The organism is Enterobacter sp. 168J2 (assembly GCF_034107265.1).
Taxonomy (GTDB): Bacteria; Pseudomonadota; Gammaproteobacteria; order Enterobacterales; family Enterobacteriaceae; genus Enterobacter; species Enterobacter nematophilus.
In genome coordinates, this window is record NZ_JAWNEB010000001.1 from 417,833 (window position 1) to 435,462 (window position 17,630).

General features: G+C 53.0%; 26 protein-coding genes. All 26 read left to right on the top strand.

What is annotated here, in order from left to right:
- The 26 genes from USG84_RS01950 (at position 1) to USG84_RS02070 (ending at position 17,585) form a co-directional block, all read left to right on the top strand.
- Positions 1 to 210, top strand: a complete 210-nt coding sequence (locus tag USG84_RS01950) for a DUF4222 domain-containing protein (RefSeq protein ID WP_023063376.1) — start codon at positions 1 to 3, stop codon at positions 208 to 210.
- Positions 211 to 292: 82 nt separating this feature from the next.
- A complete protein-coding gene (locus USG84_RS24025; RefSeq protein WP_414146781.1) occupies positions 293 to 568 on the top strand; it encodes an HNH endonuclease in 276 nt (91 codons plus the stop codon).
- Positions 555 to 1,565, top strand: coding sequence for a hypothetical protein (locus USG84_RS01955; protein ID WP_414146782.1), 1,011 nt, complete (start codon positions 555 to 557; stop codon positions 1,563 to 1,565). Before USG84_RS24025 ends, USG84_RS01955 begins: the two co-directional genes overlap by 14 nt.
- A 103-nt stretch (positions 1,566 to 1,668) precedes the next feature.
- Positions 1,669 to 3,540, top strand: coding sequence for a toprim domain-containing protein (locus tag USG84_RS01960; RefSeq protein WP_320738127.1), 1,872 nt, complete (start codon positions 1,669 to 1,671; stop codon positions 3,538 to 3,540).
- Between the two features lie 2 nt (positions 3,541 to 3,542).
- Positions 3,543 to 3,854 (top strand): hypothetical protein, encoded by a 312-nt coding sequence (locus USG84_RS01965; RefSeq protein ID WP_320738128.1) that lies wholly within the window; start codon positions 3,543 to 3,545, stop codon positions 3,852 to 3,854.
- Complete coding sequence (locus USG84_RS01970; RefSeq protein ID WP_023332570.1) at positions 3,851 to 4,633, top strand: antitermination protein; 783 nt, start codon at positions 3,851 to 3,853, stop codon at positions 4,631 to 4,633. Before USG84_RS01965 ends, USG84_RS01970 begins: the two co-directional genes overlap by 4 nt.
- Before the next feature lie 273 nt (positions 4,634 to 4,906).
- A complete protein-coding gene (locus USG84_RS01975) occupies positions 4,907 to 5,332 on the top strand; it encodes a tellurite resistance TerB family protein (protein WP_045334164.1) in 426 nt (141 codons plus the stop codon).
- Positions 5,329 to 5,484, top strand: a complete 156-nt coding sequence (locus USG84_RS01980) for a DUF3927 family protein (RefSeq protein ID WP_000579590.1) — start codon at positions 5,329 to 5,331, stop codon at positions 5,482 to 5,484. The genes USG84_RS01975 and USG84_RS01980 overlap by 4 nt, the downstream gene beginning before the upstream one ends.
- 108 nt (positions 5,485 to 5,592) lie before the next feature.
- Positions 5,593 to 5,979, top strand: coding sequence for a phage holin family protein (locus USG84_RS01985; protein WP_001283165.1), 387 nt, complete (start codon positions 5,593 to 5,595; stop codon positions 5,977 to 5,979).
- Positions 5,966 to 6,247, top strand: coding sequence for a phage holin family protein (locus tag USG84_RS01990; protein ID WP_065187067.1), 282 nt, complete (start codon positions 5,966 to 5,968; stop codon positions 6,245 to 6,247). Before USG84_RS01985 ends, USG84_RS01990 begins: the two co-directional genes overlap by 14 nt.
- Positions 6,247 to 6,789 carry a glycoside hydrolase family 108 protein gene (locus USG84_RS01995; protein ID WP_033146312.1) on the top strand — a complete coding sequence of 181 codons (543 nt, stop codon included), beginning with the start codon at positions 6,247 to 6,249 and terminating at the stop codon, positions 6,787 to 6,789. The genes USG84_RS01990 and USG84_RS01995 overlap by 1 nt, the downstream gene beginning before the upstream one ends.
- Positions 6,786 to 7,055, top strand: a complete 270-nt coding sequence (locus tag USG84_RS02000) for a hypothetical protein (RefSeq protein ID WP_320738129.1) — start codon at positions 6,786 to 6,788, stop codon at positions 7,053 to 7,055. Before USG84_RS01995 ends, USG84_RS02000 begins: the two co-directional genes overlap by 4 nt.
- A gap of 205 nt (positions 7,056 to 7,260) precedes the next feature.
- A complete protein-coding gene (locus USG84_RS02005; RefSeq protein ID WP_320738130.1) occupies positions 7,261 to 7,542 on the top strand; it encodes a hypothetical protein in 282 nt (93 codons plus the stop codon).
- 157 nt (positions 7,543 to 7,699) lie between these two features.
- Positions 7,700 to 9,157 carry a glycosyltransferase family 2 protein gene (locus tag USG84_RS02010; RefSeq protein WP_320738131.1) on the top strand — a complete coding sequence of 486 codons (1,458 nt, stop codon included), beginning with the start codon at positions 7,700 to 7,702 and terminating at the stop codon, positions 9,155 to 9,157.
- On the top strand, positions 9,139 to 9,729 hold the full coding sequence (locus tag USG84_RS02015; protein ID WP_414146770.1) for a hypothetical protein: 591 nt from the start codon (positions 9,139 to 9,141) through the stop codon (positions 9,727 to 9,729). The genes USG84_RS02010 and USG84_RS02015 overlap by 19 nt, the downstream gene beginning before the upstream one ends.
- The gene (locus USG84_RS02020) at positions 9,729 to 10,079 is read left to right on the top strand and encodes an HNH endonuclease (RefSeq protein ID WP_414146771.1); all 351 of its coding nucleotides are present in this window, start codon (positions 9,729 to 9,731) and stop codon (positions 10,077 to 10,079) included. The genes USG84_RS02015 and USG84_RS02020 overlap by 1 nt, the downstream gene beginning before the upstream one ends.
- Before the next feature lie 157 nt (positions 10,080 to 10,236).
- Positions 10,237 to 10,734, top strand: a complete 498-nt coding sequence (locus tag USG84_RS02025; RefSeq protein ID WP_045326830.1) for a phage terminase small subunit P27 family — start codon at positions 10,237 to 10,239, stop codon at positions 10,732 to 10,734.
- Complete coding sequence (locus tag USG84_RS02030; protein ID WP_317104374.1) at positions 10,734 to 12,470, top strand: terminase large subunit; 1,737 nt, start codon at positions 10,734 to 10,736, stop codon at positions 12,468 to 12,470. The genes USG84_RS02025 and USG84_RS02030 overlap by 1 nt, the downstream gene beginning before the upstream one ends.
- Positions 12,470 to 13,774, top strand: coding sequence for a phage portal protein (locus USG84_RS02035; protein WP_284593247.1), 1,305 nt, complete (start codon positions 12,470 to 12,472; stop codon positions 13,772 to 13,774). Before USG84_RS02030 ends, USG84_RS02035 begins: the two co-directional genes overlap by 1 nt.
- Before the next feature lie 13 nt (positions 13,775 to 13,787).
- Complete coding sequence (locus USG84_RS02040) at positions 13,788 to 14,636, top strand: head maturation protease, ClpP-related (protein WP_320738132.1); 849 nt, start codon at positions 13,788 to 13,790, stop codon at positions 14,634 to 14,636.
- Between the two features lie 9 nt (positions 14,637 to 14,645).
- Positions 14,646 to 15,857 (top strand): phage major capsid protein, encoded by a 1,212-nt coding sequence (locus USG84_RS02045; RefSeq protein ID WP_126349041.1) that lies wholly within the window; start codon positions 14,646 to 14,648, stop codon positions 15,855 to 15,857.
- A gap of 40 nt (positions 15,858 to 15,897) precedes the next feature.
- Positions 15,898 to 16,122, top strand: a complete 225-nt coding sequence (locus tag USG84_RS02050) for a hypothetical protein (RefSeq protein WP_320738133.1) — start codon at positions 15,898 to 15,900, stop codon at positions 16,120 to 16,122.
- Complete coding sequence (locus tag USG84_RS02055; protein ID WP_207168135.1) at positions 16,122 to 16,448, top strand: head-tail connector protein; 327 nt, start codon at positions 16,122 to 16,124, stop codon at positions 16,446 to 16,448. Before USG84_RS02050 ends, USG84_RS02055 begins: the two co-directional genes overlap by 1 nt.
- 8 nt (positions 16,449 to 16,456) lie before the next feature.
- The gene (locus USG84_RS02060) at positions 16,457 to 16,795 is read left to right on the top strand and encodes a phage head closure protein (protein WP_207168136.1); all 339 of its coding nucleotides are present in this window, start codon (positions 16,457 to 16,459) and stop codon (positions 16,793 to 16,795) included.
- On the top strand, positions 16,792 to 17,241 hold the full coding sequence (locus USG84_RS02065; protein ID WP_028019707.1) for an HK97-gp10 family putative phage morphogenesis protein: 450 nt from the start codon (positions 16,792 to 16,794) through the stop codon (positions 17,239 to 17,241). The genes USG84_RS02060 and USG84_RS02065 overlap by 4 nt, the downstream gene beginning before the upstream one ends.
- Positions 17,238 to 17,585, top strand: coding sequence for a hypothetical protein (locus USG84_RS02070; protein ID WP_320738134.1), 348 nt, complete (start codon positions 17,238 to 17,240; stop codon positions 17,583 to 17,585). The genes USG84_RS02065 and USG84_RS02070 overlap by 4 nt, the downstream gene beginning before the upstream one ends.
- Positions 17,586 to 17,630 lie beyond the last annotated feature (45 nt).

Here is a 17,630-nt window from a genome sequence, read left to right on the forward strand (position 1 = left end):
ATGTCGCACTCAATCACTACCGAAAACCAAATTAAGCAATTGGATATCGATTATCGCGATCCGCGCGGTGTGATTGTGCATGTCACCGGTTGGAATCGGGATAAGCAGCAGGTTTATTTCACCAGGCAGAATTATCCGCATGAATGTATGCAGCCTGTCTGGAAGTTCCAGCAATATTTTACGAAGGTCTCGGAGGCGCAAAATGCGTGATTACGGAAAGGTGCCGTCTGAGTTTTGGTTAGACCAGAACGGCGACAAATGGAAAGTGCCCACGATCAAAGGTCGCCTGAAAATGCGCGTACCTTGCCATCGCGCACTACGCGAATTTGTTCTTTGGCGCGACGGATTCAAATGCCGTCATTGTGGCAGTCAAGACCGCATTAAATTGGTCGCAGATCACATTGTATCTCGACGTAACGGAGGGGCTCATCACCCAGACAACATGCAATGTTTGTGTGATTCCTGTAATGCGCGCAAGGCCTCCCTGGTTGATGCAAAATTCCAGTCAATGCCTGATGTAATTGAAGTTATTTGTGCTGATGGAGGGCTAATTGATGGCACGCATTAGAACAATTAAACCTGAGTTCTGGACTGATGAGAAGATTGTCGAGTGCTCATTTGAGGCGCGCCTGATGTTTATCGGAATGTTCAATTTTGCTGACGACAAAGGCAATCTGGTGCGCTCCCCGAAGCGTATCAAGATGCAGATTTTCCCTGCGGACATGATCGACTGCGAGCCGTTAATTAAAGAACTTAGCCAGGCTGGGTTAATCAGTGAGTATTCAGTGAGTGGTGTTGAATATATTCACATTGATGGTTTTTCTAAACACCAGAAAATTAACCGACCATCCGCAACAACAATACCTACTCCTGAAGACGTTACTGATAACTCACGGAAACCAGCACCGAATCACATGGATGGCTCAGTGAGTGATGATGAAAAACAAAAGCATGATTCACATACAAGTAATGGAGATAACACTGAGGACTCACTGAGTGCTCACGACGAACTCACTGACGGAAGGGAAAGGAAAGGAAGGGAAGAGGAAAGGAATAAAACTAATTTGTCCGATTCGAATCGGACTGATGGCGATAAACCTGACGAGTCGAAAGGGAAACCTTCACAGGAAAAACCTGATTCAGAATCTGATGATGCTGAGGGCCCAGATCCAGTCGATGCCGCTTTCGAAAATATTTTTTGGGGGGCAGGCCTGAGGAAGGATGCCAAGGTCAAGGCTAAGTCAGCGTTCAGGACCAAATATCGCGACTGGAAAAAAGCGAACCGAGGTACACCTGATAGCTTCGCCGTAATGCTGGCAGAAGATATTCGCGTCAGGGCAAAGGCGCAGCAAATGGGCTTCGACAAACTCCTTCCAGCCTCATACCTGAACGGTGAGCGCTGGAACGACGAAAAGCCTCAGGGAGCCCCTCAGATATCTGCAGGCACAAACGCCGTTGGTGGGGCAGGAGCGTCCTGGTACGCCAAACCCAATGACGGTTCGGCTGAGGTGTTTATCAGTCAGGCCGCAATTGACCGCATGAAACGTGGAGTTAACCGCCCATGAAAACAACCCTCAAGCGTGTATTGGTTGCTGGTTATAACTGTGGCGTTCTGCGCGAGGGATTCGTGACGTGGTGCTTTATCAAATTTGATTTACGGAGTGTCTGATGACCCCTGCTGAACTTTCAGAAAAACTATGGGATAACGCCGAGCGCGTCGCTAAATTTCTCCTTCCGAAAGGACATCTGGAGGGGAAAGAGTGGTGCGCTGGCAATACGAACGGTGACTCAGGTAAAAGCCTCAAGGTCAATATCGGCGGTAAAAAGTCATGGGCTGACTTTGCCAGCGGTGACAGCGGTGACCTGCTGGATCTCTGGGTTCTGGTGCGTAACTGTCAGTTGCATGACGCCATGCGAGAAGCGAAAGAGTTTCTTGGCCTGAAAGACGACGACCTCCACTTCGAAGCGAAGAAAAAAACGTTCTCTCGTCCGACGAAGAAGGGCGTTAAAAAGGCGAGTCATTGCTACGACTACTTGGCTTCCCGCGGCATCAACCGGGAGACAGCTGATCAATTCCGTGTTTCGGATGCAGTCGTCTGGTACCACGATGAAAACCGGGAAGTGCCAGCAGTGGCGTTTCCGTATCTTCGTAACGGTGAGCTGTTGCAGGTAAAGCGAATCGGCACTGAACGACCAAATGGCAAAAAGTTGATCATGGCTGAGGCTGATTGCGAGCCATGTCTGTTTGGCTGGCAGGCTATGGACGCGAAAGCTCGCGCTGTTGTGCTTTGCGAAGGAGAGATTGACTGTATGACCTACTCGCAATTCGGTATCAGTGCTCTATCGGTACCGTTCGGTGGTGGAAAAGGGGCCAAACAGCAATGGATCGAATACGAGTATCACAACCTCGACCGATTCGAAGAAATTTGGTTAAGCCTCGATAACGATGATGTTGGGCGCGAAGCCGCAAAAGAAATTGCTCGCCGTCTGGGGGAGCATCGGTGCCGCCTGGTAGAGCTGCCGCACAAAGATATCAACGAATGCCTGACCGCGGGGATGAGCGAGGATGAAATATGGCAATACTTGGGAACCGCTAAATTCTTCGACCCTGATGAACTCTGCTCTGCGGGTGATCTCCTTCAGGAAACACTGGATGCATTCGAGCATCGAGATGTTGGGTTATTTTCCAGCCCGTGGGATTCGCTGAACAGTAATTTTAAATTCCGCGCCGGCGAGCTGACGCTTGTTAACGGAGTGAACGGCCACGGTAAAACCGAGCTGGTGGGACATATCGCTGTTGCTGCCATGAATCAGAATGTTCGGACATGTATTGCGTCTCTGGAATTGAAACCGGGGAAAATGCTGGCCCGCCTGACACGGCAAACCATTTGTACCGCGTCGCCAAAGCGAGAAGAAATAATCATGACGAATGAGTGGTTTTCCGATCGTCTGTGGGTGTTCAAGCTTACTGGTACGGCTAAGGCCGGGCGTTTGCTGGAGATTTTCGCCTATGCGCGCCGCCGCTATGGAATTGATCTCTTTGTCATCGACAACCTGGCGAAATGCGGCCTCGATGAAGAGGATTACGGCGGGCAGAAAGAATTTATCGACACACTGTGCGATTTCAAAAATGAACACAATTGTCACGTTTTGCTGGTTACACATGCCCGTAAAACAAACGAATCCGCACCGACAGGGAAAATGGACGTCAAAGGTACCGGCGCATTAACCGATATGCCTGATAACGTTATGGCTGTTTGGCGTAACATCCCTCGGGAGTTGGCACAGCGTAAGGCTGAAAGGATGGGCTATGAGAGCCTCGATAAGGATGAGCAAAATGCTATCCAGATGCCAGCATCAATGATTCGGCTGCTCAAGCAGCGCGAAGGGGAAGGGTGGATCGGTGATATCGGGGCGACATTTGATGCCCGTTCGCACCAGTTCCTGGAAGGCGATAAGAAACCATTTAACTACTTGGTCGGCAAACCACAGAGTGAGCTGGATCTTGAGTGGGAAGCAAACAACGTCACGAGGTATTGAAAATGGACCGTCTCATTCACGAAATGTCGTACCTGTTCACCAAGCAACGCTTTATGGAACTTCAGGAGGCAGCGAGCCAGACCGCTATAAGTAACAGCGATCTGCCAGAGTGCTTTGGTAGCATCGCTGAGGGCATTGAAGAGTTTTTAGAAGAAAACCCCGATGACGAGTGGCGTGAGCATGAAAAAATCCTGATGCACTATGTGGCGATGCGAGCGTTAACGCTATGGGGAAATGGCGAGAAAGTTACCAGCGTCCCGTGGACACATCCTGGATGGTTCGGAACTGCGGAAAAGGGGGATACAATCCAATGAAACTGGAAGCATCGCTCAAACATTTCAGCCCTCAGGGTATGCACATCAGCGACGACGTGAAGGGAACTTCTCCGGACCGCCTTACAGGAACAGACGTAATGGCGGCGATTGGCACCACCAGCAGCCGTGCGCGCTTCGGCCTGGCGGCGTTCTTCGGTAAAGCGGGAATCAGCAAAACGGATGAACAACTCGCAGTTCAGGCGCTGGCGCGATATGCGATGGATGTCGCCCCGAAGAATGTTCGCAAAGCAGCTGGTGGGCAGTTCGGATGGTGCATGCAGATGTTGGCACAATTTGCCTTTGCTGATTACTCCCGTTCGGCGGCTACCAGCGTGACATGTCACAGTTGCAGCGGTACCGGGTTTATCTCCGGGAATGAGGATGTGGTTAAACATCCTGGTATTTTCGACGCCGACGGTGCCGAAGTGGTGGCCCCGAAGATCAAAAATGAGCTGGTGAATAGGGTTTGCGGAACATGCGGAGGAAAGAAAGTGATCCTTGCCCGGTGCAGGTGTGGCGGTAAAGGCGAAGTGTTGGACCGCAAAGCGACCAAAGACCGCGGCGCACCGGTTTTCAAAACGTGTGAACGTTGCTCTGGTAATGGCTTCTCTGCTATCTCCTCGGCTACGGTACACCGCGCCATTCTGAAGCGTCTCCCTGACCTCCATCAGTCCTCGTGGTCACGCAACTGGAAACCCTTCTATGAAATGCTGGTGGACACTCTGCGCCAGGGGGAGCGTCACGCAGCAGTGGAATTTGAGAAGGCGACAACTTATTAATATGATCGGAGCAAATAGCGACACTTTTTTGCACTTTAGTGTTGACTTTGCATAAAACTGTCCTGTATGCTTTCCATCGTGGGATATTACGCCTACACGACATCAAACCCGCCTCAGCGCGGGTTTTTTTATGCCTGCAATTCTTCGCGCCACGCTCGGCGCAATCCAACCACAGAGCCTTTCAGGGGTGAGCCATAGGGAACGGTCGGTGTGACTTTCTCTGTGGGCTGATCATTCCTGAGCGCTGGCTCACCCGCTAAAAGGAAAGTCACTATGTTCGGTATCTTCAAAAAGAAAGCACGTAAAGCCGTTACTGAAGTTAAGAAAATGGAAAACCGCGATGCGGTTGAGGCGACAGTATGGGGCGCTTACTCCATTGCGTATGCCGATGGTACCTGCGATGCGAAAGAAATCGCCACGCTGGAAAAAACCATTTCGGCACTGCCTGCCTTCGCACCGTTCGCCGGAGAAATTGCGCAGATGAGCAGCAATATTCGCGCGCGCTACGAAGCCTCGCCGCGCTCCGCTAATGCTCAGGCGCTGCGCGAGCTGGCTGACGTTGCCGGTACAACTGATGCTGTTGACGTTCTGTGTCTGTGTCTCGATGTTGCTGACAACGACGGGATCGGTGAAGAAGAAGAGAAACAGCTGAAGAAAATCGCTCAGGCGCTGCAGCTTCCACTGGATCAGTACCTGTGATCGGAAAACTGCGTTGGGCGGCCGCCGGGGTTTTGTTGTTCCTGGTGGTTGCCATCGACTTCACCAGCAAAATGATGTCCATCCTTGCTGATGGTGTGCTGGTGGCCGGAGTGATTGCGCTGCTCTGGCCCCTGATTAAATCCAGTAAATAACACTGTGCAAAAGGTCATTACGATGGCCTTTGACAGAGTGACAATAACGCCGCCTAGCGGCCTTCTTTCCCCTCATATTGAGAGGATTCACAGCATTGAGGGGGACCGATGTCCGATCCTATTTCCGGCACTGGCTTAGCCGGTGGCGCTCTGACGGGTGCCAGTATCTATGGCCTGCTTACAGGCACCGATTATGGTGTGGTATTTGGCGCATTTGCAGGTGCCGTATTCTACATCGCCACAGCAGCTGATCTGAGTGCAACCCGCCGACTGGCATATTTCATAGTGTCGTATATCGCCGGGATCTTATGCTCCGGGCTGGTAGGCTCAAAGTTATCTGCCTGGACTGGATATAGTGATAAACCTCTGGACGCCATCGGTGCCGTAATCATTTCTGCATTAGCCGTCAAAATCCTGACGTTCCTGAACAACCAGGATGTCGGCTCGCTGGTGGCGCTGATAACGCGCCGGGGAGGTTCAGGTGGTACTAAATGACCCAACTGCAACATTAAACGCTCTGCTCTGCGCCGGGGTGGTGATTACCCTGATGTTTTATCGTCGTGGCGATTCCCGGCACCGTCCGTGGGTTTCCCGTTTAGCCTGGCTGATTACTGTCACGTACAGCGCTGTGCCGTTGGCCTACCTGTGCGGGATTTATCCTCATTCGTCATGGGCCACTATTGGGGCCAACATCATTTTCCTTTCCGTGCTGGTAGCCGTCAGAGGCAACGTTGCGCGCCTGGTTGATCATCTGAGGCACTAATGACCAAAGACGAAATATTTAATGCCATCCTCGGCAAAGAGGGCGGGTACGTTAATCACCCCGACGACAAAGGCGGCCCAACAAACTGGGGGATCACGCAAGCGGTAGCTCGCGCACACGGTTATAACGGTGATATGCGCAACCTTACCCGCCAGCAGGCGCTGGATATCCTGACTGCTGACTACTGGACAGGGCCACGCTTCGACCTTGTTTCTGAGGTATCACCAGCCATCGCCGCCGAACTCTGCGACACAGGCGTAAACATGGGCCCATCGGTTCAGACCAAATGGTTCCAGCGCTGGCTGAACGTGTTCAACATTCAGGGGACGCTCTATCCCGATCTGATTGCTGATGGTTTTATCGGTCCGCGAACTATCAGCGCGTTAAAAAGCTATCTTTCCCGGCGCGGAAAAGAGGGTGAGCTGGTTATGCTTCGGGCCCTGAATTGTAGCCAGGGTCAGCGTTATCTTGAGCTGGCAGAACAGCGCAGCGCGAACGAAACGTTTGTTTATGGCTGGGTGAAGGAGCGGGTGGTTATATGACGCTTGAGATGATTACCGGACTCGTTGTCGCGGTGTTTGCTGCTATTGCCGCCGCGTTTGGCCTTGGTCATTCACGCGGAACCAGCAAAGCGGAAGCGAAAGCCGACCAGCAGAGAACCGAAGATAACGCAGCGGCAACGGTCGCAGCAGCAGATCGCCGGGTAGAGACAACGAAAGAGGCCAGCAATGTACAGCAGACCGTTAACCATATGCCTGGCGATGATGTTGATCGTGAGCTGCGCACAAACTGGACCCGTAAGGGTTGAGGTAGTGGACACTGCCTGCGATTGGGTTAGACCCATTTACGGCACCGCTCATGACTGGGATGTTCTTGACCGCCAAACGAAGAAAGACATCCTGGCGCATAACAAAGCGTGGCAGGCGAATTGCCAGAAGTAGGAGTGACGCATGCTGCTGTGTTCACATTTAATCGCGGGTAAGTTTCCATACCCGCCAAAAAGAGAGAAACCGATGAGCGAAGCTAAACCGCAGGATGGCACCACCGTTAAAGGCTATCGAACCCTAACGCCTGGTGATATTGAGCGCATGAATCGCCTGAAGGGTGTCAGCCGACACTTCTGTAATTTACTTGATACAGAACGTGAGCATATTAACGATGAGTTATCTGCTACCGGCAACCACTCAGCTGAAGCACACGAAGCTGCCCGCTGTCTCGCCATTGCGCGCACCAAAATGCAGGAAGCCTGCATGTGGGCCTGTCGTGCTGTAGCGCGTCCAGATGCCGACTGCTAGCCCACAAAAAATACACATTGAGCCTCGCAATAGCGGGGCTTTTTAATGCGCATCGCACGCGCACATCAAAGAAAGTCTTTCAGCTGTGAGCCTGGGTAAACCGTTAACTTTCGGCGGCTTTGCCGTGCGACAGGCTCACGTCTAAAAGGAAAATCAAATGCAGGTCACTATTGATGGTGTCCCGTATGTACCTGCCATCGCAATTTCATCTCGGATCGGGATTGCAATAACGACACATCAGCGCGCCGATGTTTTGAAACGAGCGCTCGAACAGCACATGAAGCACCTGCCAGCTGGAGCGCTGGTGGTTGTCATAGACGATGGCTCAAAACCTGCTGCAGTTGTACCCGATAACGTGAAGCTTATACGCCATGAGCAATCATGCGGTATTGTCGCTTCGAAGAACGCCAGCTTAACCGCGCTGGTGGACGCCGGGTGTGAGCATCTCTTCCTGTGGGACGATGATGCATGGCCAATCGCAGATAACTGGCATCTTCCCTACATCGAATCACCAGAGCCGCACCTGGCTTATCAGTTTCTCGATCTGGCTGGCCGCAATAAGCTTAATGACCTTTCGGTGCTTTACCGTGACGATCAGCATGTGGCGTATACCGGGCAGCGCGGCGTAATGCTTTATTACCACCGCAGCGCCATCGAGAAGGTGGGCGGATTCGATCCGGTATACGGTCGCGGCATGTACGAGCACAGCGACCTCGCCTTGCGCATCCATAACGCAGGACTTACTACGTGGGCTTATGCTGATGTCCTCGGTTCAGACAAGCTCATTCATTCCCTCGATGAGCATGAAGCTGTGGAGCGTTCGGTACCGAGGCCCGACCGCCAAGCGCTGGTGGAACGTAATGTGAAGATCCACAACGAACGACGTGATACCGGCTTTACCGGTTACGTTGAATATCGGCGTCAGCGCGACGTCGTTATCACTACGTTACTGACCAGCCAGCCTGACCCTCAGCGCGGTACGAAAATGACGGCCTCGCCTGACATGCTGACCAGGTGGGCGGGGTCGCTTCGGAATTGTGGCCGTATTGCGCTGGTGGATGAATTACAGACGGCACCGGCAGACGTTGAGCTTTACCGCGTTCCTGACGTGAAGATGAACGTCTACTTCCGACGCTGGCTGCATATCTGGCAGCACCTGCGCGATCACCCTGAATACCGGTTCGTCTGGTGTACTGATGGTACCGATGTCGAAATGCTTCACGCGCCGTGGGAAGAAATGGAAGCCGGGAAGGTGTATGTCGGTTCTGAACCGAAGACCTACGCCGACTCCTGGGCGAAGCAGAATCATCCTGAGCGTATCTATCAGGAATTCATTGAAGCGCACCGCGGCGATGTGATGCTTAACGCTGGTCTGCTGGGTGGCACCCGCGCTGATGTAATGGCTTTAGCTCACGGCATCATCCGTCTTTACTACCGGATCGAGAGTTATCGATTCTGGAAGAAAGAACAGGCTGGCGCCGCGGTGGGTGACATGCTGGCGTTCGGTATTGTCGCGCAATCATTCGCCGACAGGCTGGTCACCGGCCCTCTGGTTCATACCGTTTTCAAGACTGATGGTATTGGTAAGGAGGCTGCATGGTGGAAACACAAGTGAAGTTTGCGGTTATAGGACACCATTCCCGATATAAGCAGGCATCGCGTCTTGCTGGACTTCTCGGGGATGTACTGCTGATTGATAGCGGAGACCATGGCGCAAACTGGAATCATCGCCGCGCGCTTGAATGGGCATCATGGCAGGATTGCCGGGTAGTGATAATCGAAGATGACGCATTACCTGTTCCAAATTTTATTGAGCAGGTTAGCGAATGGCTTAACCGCTTCCCGGAATCGCTGGTGAGTTTCTACCTGGGAACGGGGCGACCACCTCAGTATCAAATGCAGATAGCTGAGCGGCTGATTTTTGCTGATAAGACTCAGGCTGATTACATCACGCTGCAGCGGCTTATACACGGCGTTTGTTATAGCGTACCCCATCAGAATATTGAACGAGTCCTTTCTCGATGGGACAGCAGCAAGCCAGCTGATTATGCCGTAGGTGATGCCTATGGCGGCGCAGTGGTTTATCCGTGTTACTCGCTGGTGGATCATGCTGACGGCGAACCGGTTGAGCGTCACCCTGACTCAGCGCCTCGAACAGAACGCCGCAGGGCGTGGAGGTTAGCCTGATGCCTGCGTTAATACCGAGAGCATGCCGCAAGCGTGGCTGCCCTGGCACAACCACAGACCGCTCAGGCTATTGTCCCAAGCACCTTAACGAAGGCTGGCAGCAGCATCAGCGAGGGCAGAGCAGGCATCAGAGAGGTTATGGCAGCAAGTGGGACAGGCTGCGCCCAATCGTTCTCGTCAGAGATAAACACCTTTGTCAGGAATGCCTGCGAAATGGAAGGTATACACCCGCTGAGACGGTGGACCACATTACTGCCAAAGCAAATGGGGGGACCGATGATCTGTCCAACCTCGAAAGCCTCTGTAAGCCTTGCCACAGGGCGAAGACAGCGGTCGAAAGACTCAAATGATATCAATTCTCATTTGAATCGACCGAGGGAGAGGGCGGGTTGAAAGTTCAGGAACGACGCGCCAAAGGACCGCCGCCTAACCTCTTTTCACATCGCCGCAGGTTAGAAAACTTTTTTATGGGGTCCCCCATTCGATGATTAATAGGAGTTTTCGATTATGTCTGGACCACCGAAAACCCCGACCCATCTACGTTTGGTGAGGGGTAACCCATCAAAACGCCCGATTAATGAAAACGAACCTAAGCCAGCTGCAGGGGTACCCCCAACGCCGAAGCATTTCGACAAGCAGGGGAAATACTGGTTCAGGCGTATGGCTGAAGAGCTCGATGCGCTTGGCGTCATGTCGCAGCTGGACGCGAGAGCACTTGAGCTTCTGGTTGAGGTTTACACCGAGTACCGGCATCACTGCGATACGCTGGAGAGAGAAGGCTACACCTACGCCGTTTATAGCGACGAAGAGCCAGACGAAGGCAAAGAGCGAGAGATTCGCATGATCAAGGCTCACCCGGCAGCCATTATGAAAGCTGATGCCTGGAAACGTCTGCGCGCCATGCTCGGTGAGTTCGGCATGACACCAGCAAGCCGCTCTAAAGTGAATGCAAAAGGTCCTGATGCGGTTGACCCGCTGGCCGAGTTTATGAAAGCGAGGGATTAATGGCTAAGGTTGCAGAAGGCATCCGCTACGCCGAGAGGGTGGTGGCGGGGGAAATTATTGCCTGTGAGTATGTGCGCCTTGCCTGTCAGCGTTTTCTTGACGATCTGGCACACGGCGAAGAGCGCGGTATTTTCTTCAGTGAGCCGCGCGCGCAGCACATTCTGAATTTCTATAATTTTGTGCCTCACGTAAAAGGCGCTCTGGCAGGCCAGCCTATTGAGCTGATGGACTGGCATGTTTTCATCCTGATTAATATTTTTGGTTTTGTTATCCCGCTGGTTAACGAAGAGACGGGGGAAACCGTCCTGCGTAACGACGGTAGCGGTCGGCCGGTGATGGTTCGGCGTTTCCGTACAGCAGATGTTGAGGTGGCCCGTAAAAATGCCAAATCAACACTTTGCTCCGGCGTGGGGCTCTATATGGCTGGCGCTGACGGCGAGGGCGGGGCGGAGGTTTATTCCGCTGCAACCACCCGTGACCAGGCGCGAATTGTTTTTGAAGACGCGAAAAATATGGTCAAGAAGGCGAAAGCCACTCTTGGGCGGATCTTCGAATTCAACAAGCTCGCTATCTACCAGGAGCAAACGGCCTCCAAATTCGAGCCTTTATCATCAGATGCGAACAACCTCGACGGCCTGAACATCCACTGTGCCATCGTCGACGAGCTGCATGCTCATAAAACCCGTGACGTCTGGGACGTTCTGGAGACGGCCACAGGCGCGCGCCTGCAGTCGCTGCTTTTCGGTATCACCACCGCCGGCTTCAACAAAGAAGGTATCTGTTACGAACTACGCGATTACGCAATCAAGGTCCTGCGCGGCCTGGTTAAAGACGATACGTTTTTTGCCATCATCTACACCTTAGATGAAGGTGACGATCCCTTTGATGAAAAAGTCTGGCAGAAGGCGAATCCGGGGCTGGGTATCTGTAAGCGCTGGGATGACCTGCGCCGCCTGGCTAAAAAGGCGAAAGAGCAGGTTTCGGCCAGGATTAACTTTTTCACCAAACACATGAATATCTGGGTTACCGCTGAGTCTGCCTGGATGGACATGATGAAATGGGAAAAATGCGAGTTTATCGCCCCGCAGCACGAACTTAAAACCTATCCCTCCTGGGTGGGCGTTGACCTTTCAAACAAAATTGATATCTGTGCAGCCGCTAAAGTCTGGCGCGCGCCAGGTGGCCACGTTCATGCGGATTTTAAATTCTGGCTGCCGGAAGGACGCCTTGAGAAGTGTTCACGCCAGATGGCAGAGCTCTATCGTAAGTGGGCCGAGATAGACAAGCTGATCCTTACCGACGGGGATGTAATCGACCATGCTCAGATTAAGGAAGAGCTGCAGGTGTGGGTTGCTGGCGAGAGTCTGAAAGAAATTGGCTTCGACCCGTGGAGTGCGACGCAGTTCAGCCTTGCGCTGGCAGAAGAAGGGCTGCCGCTGGTGGAAGTGCCGCAGACGGTTCGCAATTTCTCTGAGGCGATGAAAGAGGTCGAAGCACTGGTATACGGCGGCCGCTTCCATCACAGCGATCACCCGGTAATGAACTGGATGATGTCCAACGTAACCGTCAAACCTGACCGGAACGAGAACATTTTCCCTAACAAGTCCACACCAGAGGCCAAGATTGATGGCCCGGCGGCATTGTTCACAGCAATGAGCCGCGTTCTGGTTAACGGTGGCAACGACCAGCAGGATCTCTCCGGATTCTTCAATAATCCCATCATGGTAGGTTTCTGATGAAAAAAAACAAACAGCCAGGCAGGGTGAAAAGCGCTCTGCTTAACTGGCTTGGTGTGCCTATCAGCCTGACTACCGGCACGTTCTGGGAGGAATGGTTTGGCACCAGCAGCAGCGGAAAGGTGGTCACGGCCGATAAAGCCATCCAGCTATCGGCTGTGTGGGCATGCGTAAGGCTGTTAAGCGAGTCTATTTCAACCCTTCCGCTGAAAATATACGTTCGACAGCCTGACGGTTCGCGTAAAGCGGCAACCGATCATCCGGCCTATTCGATACTGTGCCGCCGACCCAATTCAGAAATGACACCATCACGCTTTATGTTGATGGTGGTCGCCAGTATTTGTCTGCGCGGGAATGCCTTCATTGAGAAGAAATTCATCGCAAACCGCCTGGTTTCGCTGGTGCCTTTACTGCCGCAGAACATGGTGGTTAAACGTCTCACTACCGGGACGCTGGAATACACATACACTGAAAACGGAAACGAGCGCGTCATTCCGGTTAAAAACATCATGCACATTCGCGGGTTCGGTCTGGATGGTGTTTGCGGCATGATGCCGATGAAGACTGGCCGGGATGTGATCGGTTCAGCAATGGCCGTTGAAGAGTCCGCGGCGAAAATATTCGAGCAGGGTCTGCAGAGCTCAGGTTTTCTCTCCGCTGATAATGCGCTGACAGACGATCAACGTGAAAGACTTCGTGGCTATATGGCATCATTCACCGGCTCCAAAAACGCCGGAAAAATTATGGTTCTTGAAGGCGGCCTGAAATATCAGGGCGTGACCATGAACCCGGAAGATGCTCAGATGCTCGAAAGCCGCGCATTTAGCATTGAGGAGATCTGCCGCTGGTTTCGCGTGCCGCCTTTCATGGTTGGTCACACTACGAAACAAAGCAGCTGGGCATCCAGCCTGGAAGGTATGAACCTGCAGTTTCTGACTCATACCCTTCGACCGCTGTTGGTGAATATTGAGCAGGAAATTGGCCGGTGCTTACTCGACAGCGATGACGAAGTGTTTGCAGAATTTTCTGTTGAAGGTCTACTGCGAGCCGATAGTGCCGGTCGCGCGGCATACTATACCAGCGCGCTTCAAAATGGCTGGATGTCCCGCAATGACGTTCGTCGTCTTGAGAACATGCCGCCAATTGAAGGGGGCGATATTTACACCGTTCAGCTCAACCTGACGCAACTGAAAAATCTCGAAAGCAGCAACCCTGCTGTTCAGGCACTGGCCCTGCGAGAGCTGCATAACCACGTATTCCCCGATATTTCCTTTGAACAATCTCCGCTGAAACAGGCCGCTTAGGAGCACTTTCCTGATGAGCAAAAAACAACTTCCGGTAGCACCGGCGGGTCGCCCCTGCGCGCGCGTTACCTGTGAAACATTACCTTCCGCACTGGACCGCTGGGACGGCGGGATCAAAGCGGCGGACACCGACGATAACAGCATTTCTGTTTTTGATGTTATCGGGCAGGACTACTGGGGCGAAGGGGTAACAGCTAAACGTATTGCCGGTGCGCTTCGGGCGATGAACGGCGCCGACGTCACGGTGAATATCAACTCACCGGGCGGCGACATGTTCGAAGGTCTGGCTATTTATAACCTGCTCCGCGAATACGAAGGCCGTGTAACGGTGAAGGTGCTGGGCATTGCCGCCAGCGCCGCCTCGATAATTGCGATGGCCGGGGATGATATTCAGATTGGCCGCGGTGCCTTCCTGATGATCCACAACTGCTGGGTATACGCGATGGGAAACCGCCATGATTTTGCAGAACTGGCACAGTCACTGGAACCCTTCGATACCGCTATGGCTGACATCTACGCGGCGCGCTCCGGCCTTGATATGGCCGCTGTGCAGAAGCTGATGGACGCGGAAAGCTATATCGGTGGCAGTGATGCAGTAGCGAAGGGACTGGCAGACAGCCTGCTTTCTGCTGATGCTGTCAGCGCCGGCGACGAATCGCCTGCAGCCGCGCTTCGCAAACTTGATGCATTGCTGGCCAAGACCAACACCCCGCGCTCTGAGCGCAGAAAACTCATTAAAGCCTTATCCGGTGGCATGCCTGGCGCTGTCACCACCAACGACGGTACGCCGGGCGCTGCCGAAGACATCAAACCTGAAACCATCAATTCACTTGAAAGCGCCCTGGCGGCGTTAGTCAAATAAGGACCCTTTATGTCTGAAGTAAACGATATTCTGAAAAAAGTCACGGCCAGCATTGAAGAGGCTACCGGCAAGTTCAACGCGAAAGCAGAAGAAGCAGTGAAGGAGGCGCAGAAGTCCGGCAAGCTGTCAGAAGAAACAAAGGCAGCCGTCGATAAAATGGCTTCTGAGTTCAACGCACTGCGTGAGGCAGAAAAAACGCTGAAGGCAGCTATGGGCGAACTGGAGCAACATGTTGCCCAGATGCCGCTGGCAAACGCGAAGCATGTTGTGGAGTCAATCGGTCAGCAGGTGATCTCTGCTGAAGCGCTGAAAACCTTTGCCTCCGGGGTGGAAGGTGGCAAACGTATCAGTATCCCGGTTAAGGCGGCACTGACTTCTGCTGATGTGCCTGATGGCGTTATCGAACCCCAGCGAATTCCGGGCATCGATACGGCACCGAAGCAGCGCCTGTTCATCCGCGATCTGATTGCGCCTGGTCGCACTTCCTCCCCTGCTATTTTCTGGGTGCAACAGACTGGCTTTACCAACAACGCGAAAGTGGTTCCTGAAAATACACAGAAACCATACAGCGAAATTGAGTTTACGCCGAAAATCACTGGCGTAAGCACCATCGCTCACCTGTTCAAAGCCTCGAAGCAGATCCTGGATGACTTCGCACAGCTGCAGTCAACCGTTGATGCAGAAATGCGCTACGGACTGAAGTACGCGGAAGAGCAGGAAATTCTCTTCGGTGATGGTACCGGCGTGCATCTGCATGGCATTGTTCCTCAGGCGTCAGCGTTTAATCCGGCGTTTACTGTGGAACAGCAGAGCGGGATTGACGATCTGCGCCTGGCAATGCTGCAGGCGCAACTGGCGCGATTCCCAGCATCTGGCCACGTTCTTCACTTCATTGACTGGGCGCGGATCGAACTGACCAAAGACAGCCTTGGCCGTTACATCCTGGCTAACCCTGCAGCGCTGACTGGACCGACGCTTTGGGGCTTGCCGGTTGTAGCCACGGAAGCGGCGGCCTTCCAGGGTAAATTCCTGACCGGTGCTTTCAACGCTGGGGCGCAAATCTTCGACCGCGAAGATGCGAACGTGGTTATCTCCACGGAGAACGCCGACGACTTCGAGAAAAACATGATCACCATCCGTTGTGAAGAACGTCTGGCACTGGCCGTTAAACGCCCTGAAGCATTCGTGTACGGTTCATTCAGCACTGGCGCTGGTAGCTGATAAATAATGCGGCCTTCGGGCCGCTTTTACAGGTGGGAAAATGAAACTGATTGCACTTAAACCGATTTATTTCGGCGGTACTGTCGTTACTGAGGGGCTTCCGCTGGAAACTCTGGAACAGCACGGTCGCGAGCTCATCAAAAAAGGCTATGCGAAGCTCGATGAATCAGAAAATCCTGCAGAGCAGGAACAGCAGCAGGAACAGCAGCAGGAACAGCAGCAGGAACAGCCGGAAGTAAAAGCGGACAAGAAGGCGAAAAAATAATGGTCGATCTTGATGTGGTGAAACAGCACTGCCGCATTGATACCGATTTTACCGGCGATGATGCTCTGCTGAAGATATACACAGGTGCGGCTGCGCAATATGTACAGACATGGACAAGGCGAACGCTCTATGACACTGAAAGCAGCCCTGGATACGCAGAAGACCCTGATTCGATTCTCCTTAAAGACGATGTGAAGGCTGCGATGTTACTCCTTATCGGTCACTGGTATGCAAACCGAGAGGCAGTAAATATCGGGAACATAACATCAGATATCCCATTTGCTGTGGAAGCGTTACTGCAGCCGTACCGAATCTATGGGTTGTAGGAGGTGTTATGCAGGCCGGGAGACTCAGAGACAGAATCACCGTACAGAACCTTTCTTCGGAAAGGGATAGCTCCGGGCAGCCCGTTGAATCGTGGCATGACGCCCCGGAGACATGGGCCGAAGTAAAAGGGATTAGTGGACGTGAACTGGTAGCGGCAGGGGCTGAAACCGCCATCGCTACTATCAGGGTGTGGACACGATTTCGCCGTGATATCACTGCTGCCTCCAGGATAAGGGTTGAAACTGGCCCGTTTAAGGGGGCTGTTTTAAATATTGTTGGTCCACCAATACCTGATTCTCGTGGTGTTCTTTTCGAAATTTTATGTAAGCAGGGGGCCGAAAAATGATTGAAACGAGCCTCGACTTCTCCGGTTTAAATGACATCGCAAAAGACCTTGAGTCGCTCAGCCGCGCTGAAAATAACAAGGTTCTTCGCGATGCCACGCGCGCTGGCGCCGAAGTGCTTAAGGAAGAAGTGATCGCCCGCGCGCCGGTGCGTACCGGGAAACTGAAAAAAAACGTGGTGGTGGTGACCCAAAAAAGCCGCCGCCGCGGGGAAATTTCTTCCGGCGTCCACATTCGTGGTGTTAACCCGCGCACCGGGAACAGCGATAACACGATGAAGGCGAATAACCCGAGAAACGCCTTTTACTGGCGATTCGTCGAAATGGGTACCGTTAACATGCCGCCGCACCCTTTCATTCGTCCCGCGTTCGATGTTCGCCAGGAGCAGGCGACGGAGGTTGCGATCAGGCGCATGAACCAGGCCATTGACGAGGCATTAAGCAAATGACGGAAGAAGATCTCTATCCTCTGCTGGCGCCGCTGGCCGGAGGGCAGGTTTATCCCTACGTTGCGCCGCTCGGCAGTGACGGGAAGCCTTCAGTCTCGCCGCCCTGGGTAATTTTCTCGATTATTACCGAGGCGGCCGCTGACGTTCTCTGCGGTCAGGCGGAATCCGCCGTTTCGGTGCAAGTCGATGTTTACTCCAGCACCATCACTGAAGCGCGCACGATCAGGAATATGGCGCTTGATGCTCTGCAGGTGCTGAAGCCGGAAAACATTGTGAAAACGCCGGGCTATGAGCCTGATCTGCGCTATCACCGGGCAACGCTCGAGTTTCAGGTAACCGTTTAACTTTACCCACCATAACAGACCGCTCCGGCGGTCTTTTTTTTAACT

What these genes read in the sequence shown, in the direction of transcription:
- USG84_RS24025 (WP_414146781.1), top strand. Translation starts at nt 293, where the DNA reads ATGCGCGTACCTTGCCATCGCGCACTACGCGAATTTGTTCTTTGGCGC.
- USG84_RS02070 (WP_320738134.1), top strand. Translation starts at nt 17,238, where the DNA reads ATGACGGAAGAAGATCTCTATCCTCTGCTGGCGCCGCTGGCCGGAGGG.
- USG84_RS01995 (WP_033146312.1), top strand. Translation starts at nt 6,247, where the DNA reads ATGACCAAAGACGAAATATTTAATGCCATCCTCGGCAAAGAGGGCGGG.
- USG84_RS02025 (WP_045326830.1), top strand. Translation starts at nt 10,237, where the DNA reads ATGTCTGGACCACCGAAAACCCCGACCCATCTACGTTTGGTGAGGGGT.
- USG84_RS02065 (WP_028019707.1), top strand. Translation starts at nt 16,792, where the DNA reads ATGATTGAAACGAGCCTCGACTTCTCCGGTTTAAATGACATCGCAAAA.
- USG84_RS01950 (WP_023063376.1), top strand. Translation starts at nt 1, where the DNA reads ATGTCGCACTCAATCACTACCGAAAACCAAATTAAGCAATTGGATATC.
- USG84_RS02000 (WP_320738129.1), top strand. Translation starts at nt 6,786, where the DNA reads ATGACGCTTGAGATGATTACCGGACTCGTTGTCGCGGTGTTTGCTGCT.
- USG84_RS02020 (WP_414146771.1), top strand. Translation starts at nt 9,729, where the DNA reads ATGCCTGCGTTAATACCGAGAGCATGCCGCAAGCGTGGCTGCCCTGGC.
- USG84_RS02005 (WP_320738130.1), top strand. Translation starts at nt 7,261, where the DNA reads ATGAGCGAAGCTAAACCGCAGGATGGCACCACCGTTAAAGGCTATCGA.
- USG84_RS02030 (WP_317104374.1), top strand. Translation starts at nt 10,734, where the DNA reads ATGGCTAAGGTTGCAGAAGGCATCCGCTACGCCGAGAGGGTGGTGGCG.
- USG84_RS01975 (WP_045334164.1), top strand. Translation starts at nt 4,907, where the DNA reads ATGTTCGGTATCTTCAAAAAGAAAGCACGTAAAGCCGTTACTGAAGTT.
- USG84_RS01955 (WP_414146782.1), top strand. Translation starts at nt 555, where the DNA reads ATGGCACGCATTAGAACAATTAAACCTGAGTTCTGGACTGATGAGAAG.
- USG84_RS02015 (WP_414146770.1), top strand. Translation starts at nt 9,139, where the DNA reads ATGGTGGAAACACAAGTGAAGTTTGCGGTTATAGGACACCATTCCCGA.
- USG84_RS02055 (WP_207168135.1), top strand. Translation starts at nt 16,122, where the DNA reads ATGGTCGATCTTGATGTGGTGAAACAGCACTGCCGCATTGATACCGAT.
- USG84_RS02035 (WP_284593247.1), top strand. Translation starts at nt 12,470, where the DNA reads ATGAAAAAAAACAAACAGCCAGGCAGGGTGAAAAGCGCTCTGCTTAAC.
- USG84_RS02040 (WP_320738132.1), top strand. Translation starts at nt 13,788, where the DNA reads ATGAGCAAAAAACAACTTCCGGTAGCACCGGCGGGTCGCCCCTGCGCG.
- USG84_RS01965 (WP_320738128.1), top strand. Translation starts at nt 3,543, where the DNA reads ATGGACCGTCTCATTCACGAAATGTCGTACCTGTTCACCAAGCAACGC.
- USG84_RS01985 (WP_001283165.1), top strand. Translation starts at nt 5,593, where the DNA reads ATGTCCGATCCTATTTCCGGCACTGGCTTAGCCGGTGGCGCTCTGACG.
- USG84_RS02050 (WP_320738133.1), top strand. Translation starts at nt 15,898, where the DNA reads ATGAAACTGATTGCACTTAAACCGATTTATTTCGGCGGTACTGTCGTT.
- USG84_RS02045 (WP_126349041.1), top strand. Translation starts at nt 14,646, where the DNA reads ATGTCTGAAGTAAACGATATTCTGAAAAAAGTCACGGCCAGCATTGAA.
- USG84_RS01970 (WP_023332570.1), top strand. Translation starts at nt 3,851, where the DNA reads ATGAAACTGGAAGCATCGCTCAAACATTTCAGCCCTCAGGGTATGCAC.
- USG84_RS02060 (WP_207168136.1), top strand. Translation starts at nt 16,457, where the DNA reads ATGCAGGCCGGGAGACTCAGAGACAGAATCACCGTACAGAACCTTTCT.
- USG84_RS02010 (WP_320738131.1), top strand. Translation starts at nt 7,700, where the DNA reads ATGCAGGTCACTATTGATGGTGTCCCGTATGTACCTGCCATCGCAATT.
- USG84_RS01960 (WP_320738127.1), top strand. Translation starts at nt 1,669, where the DNA reads ATGACCCCTGCTGAACTTTCAGAAAAACTATGGGATAACGCCGAGCGC.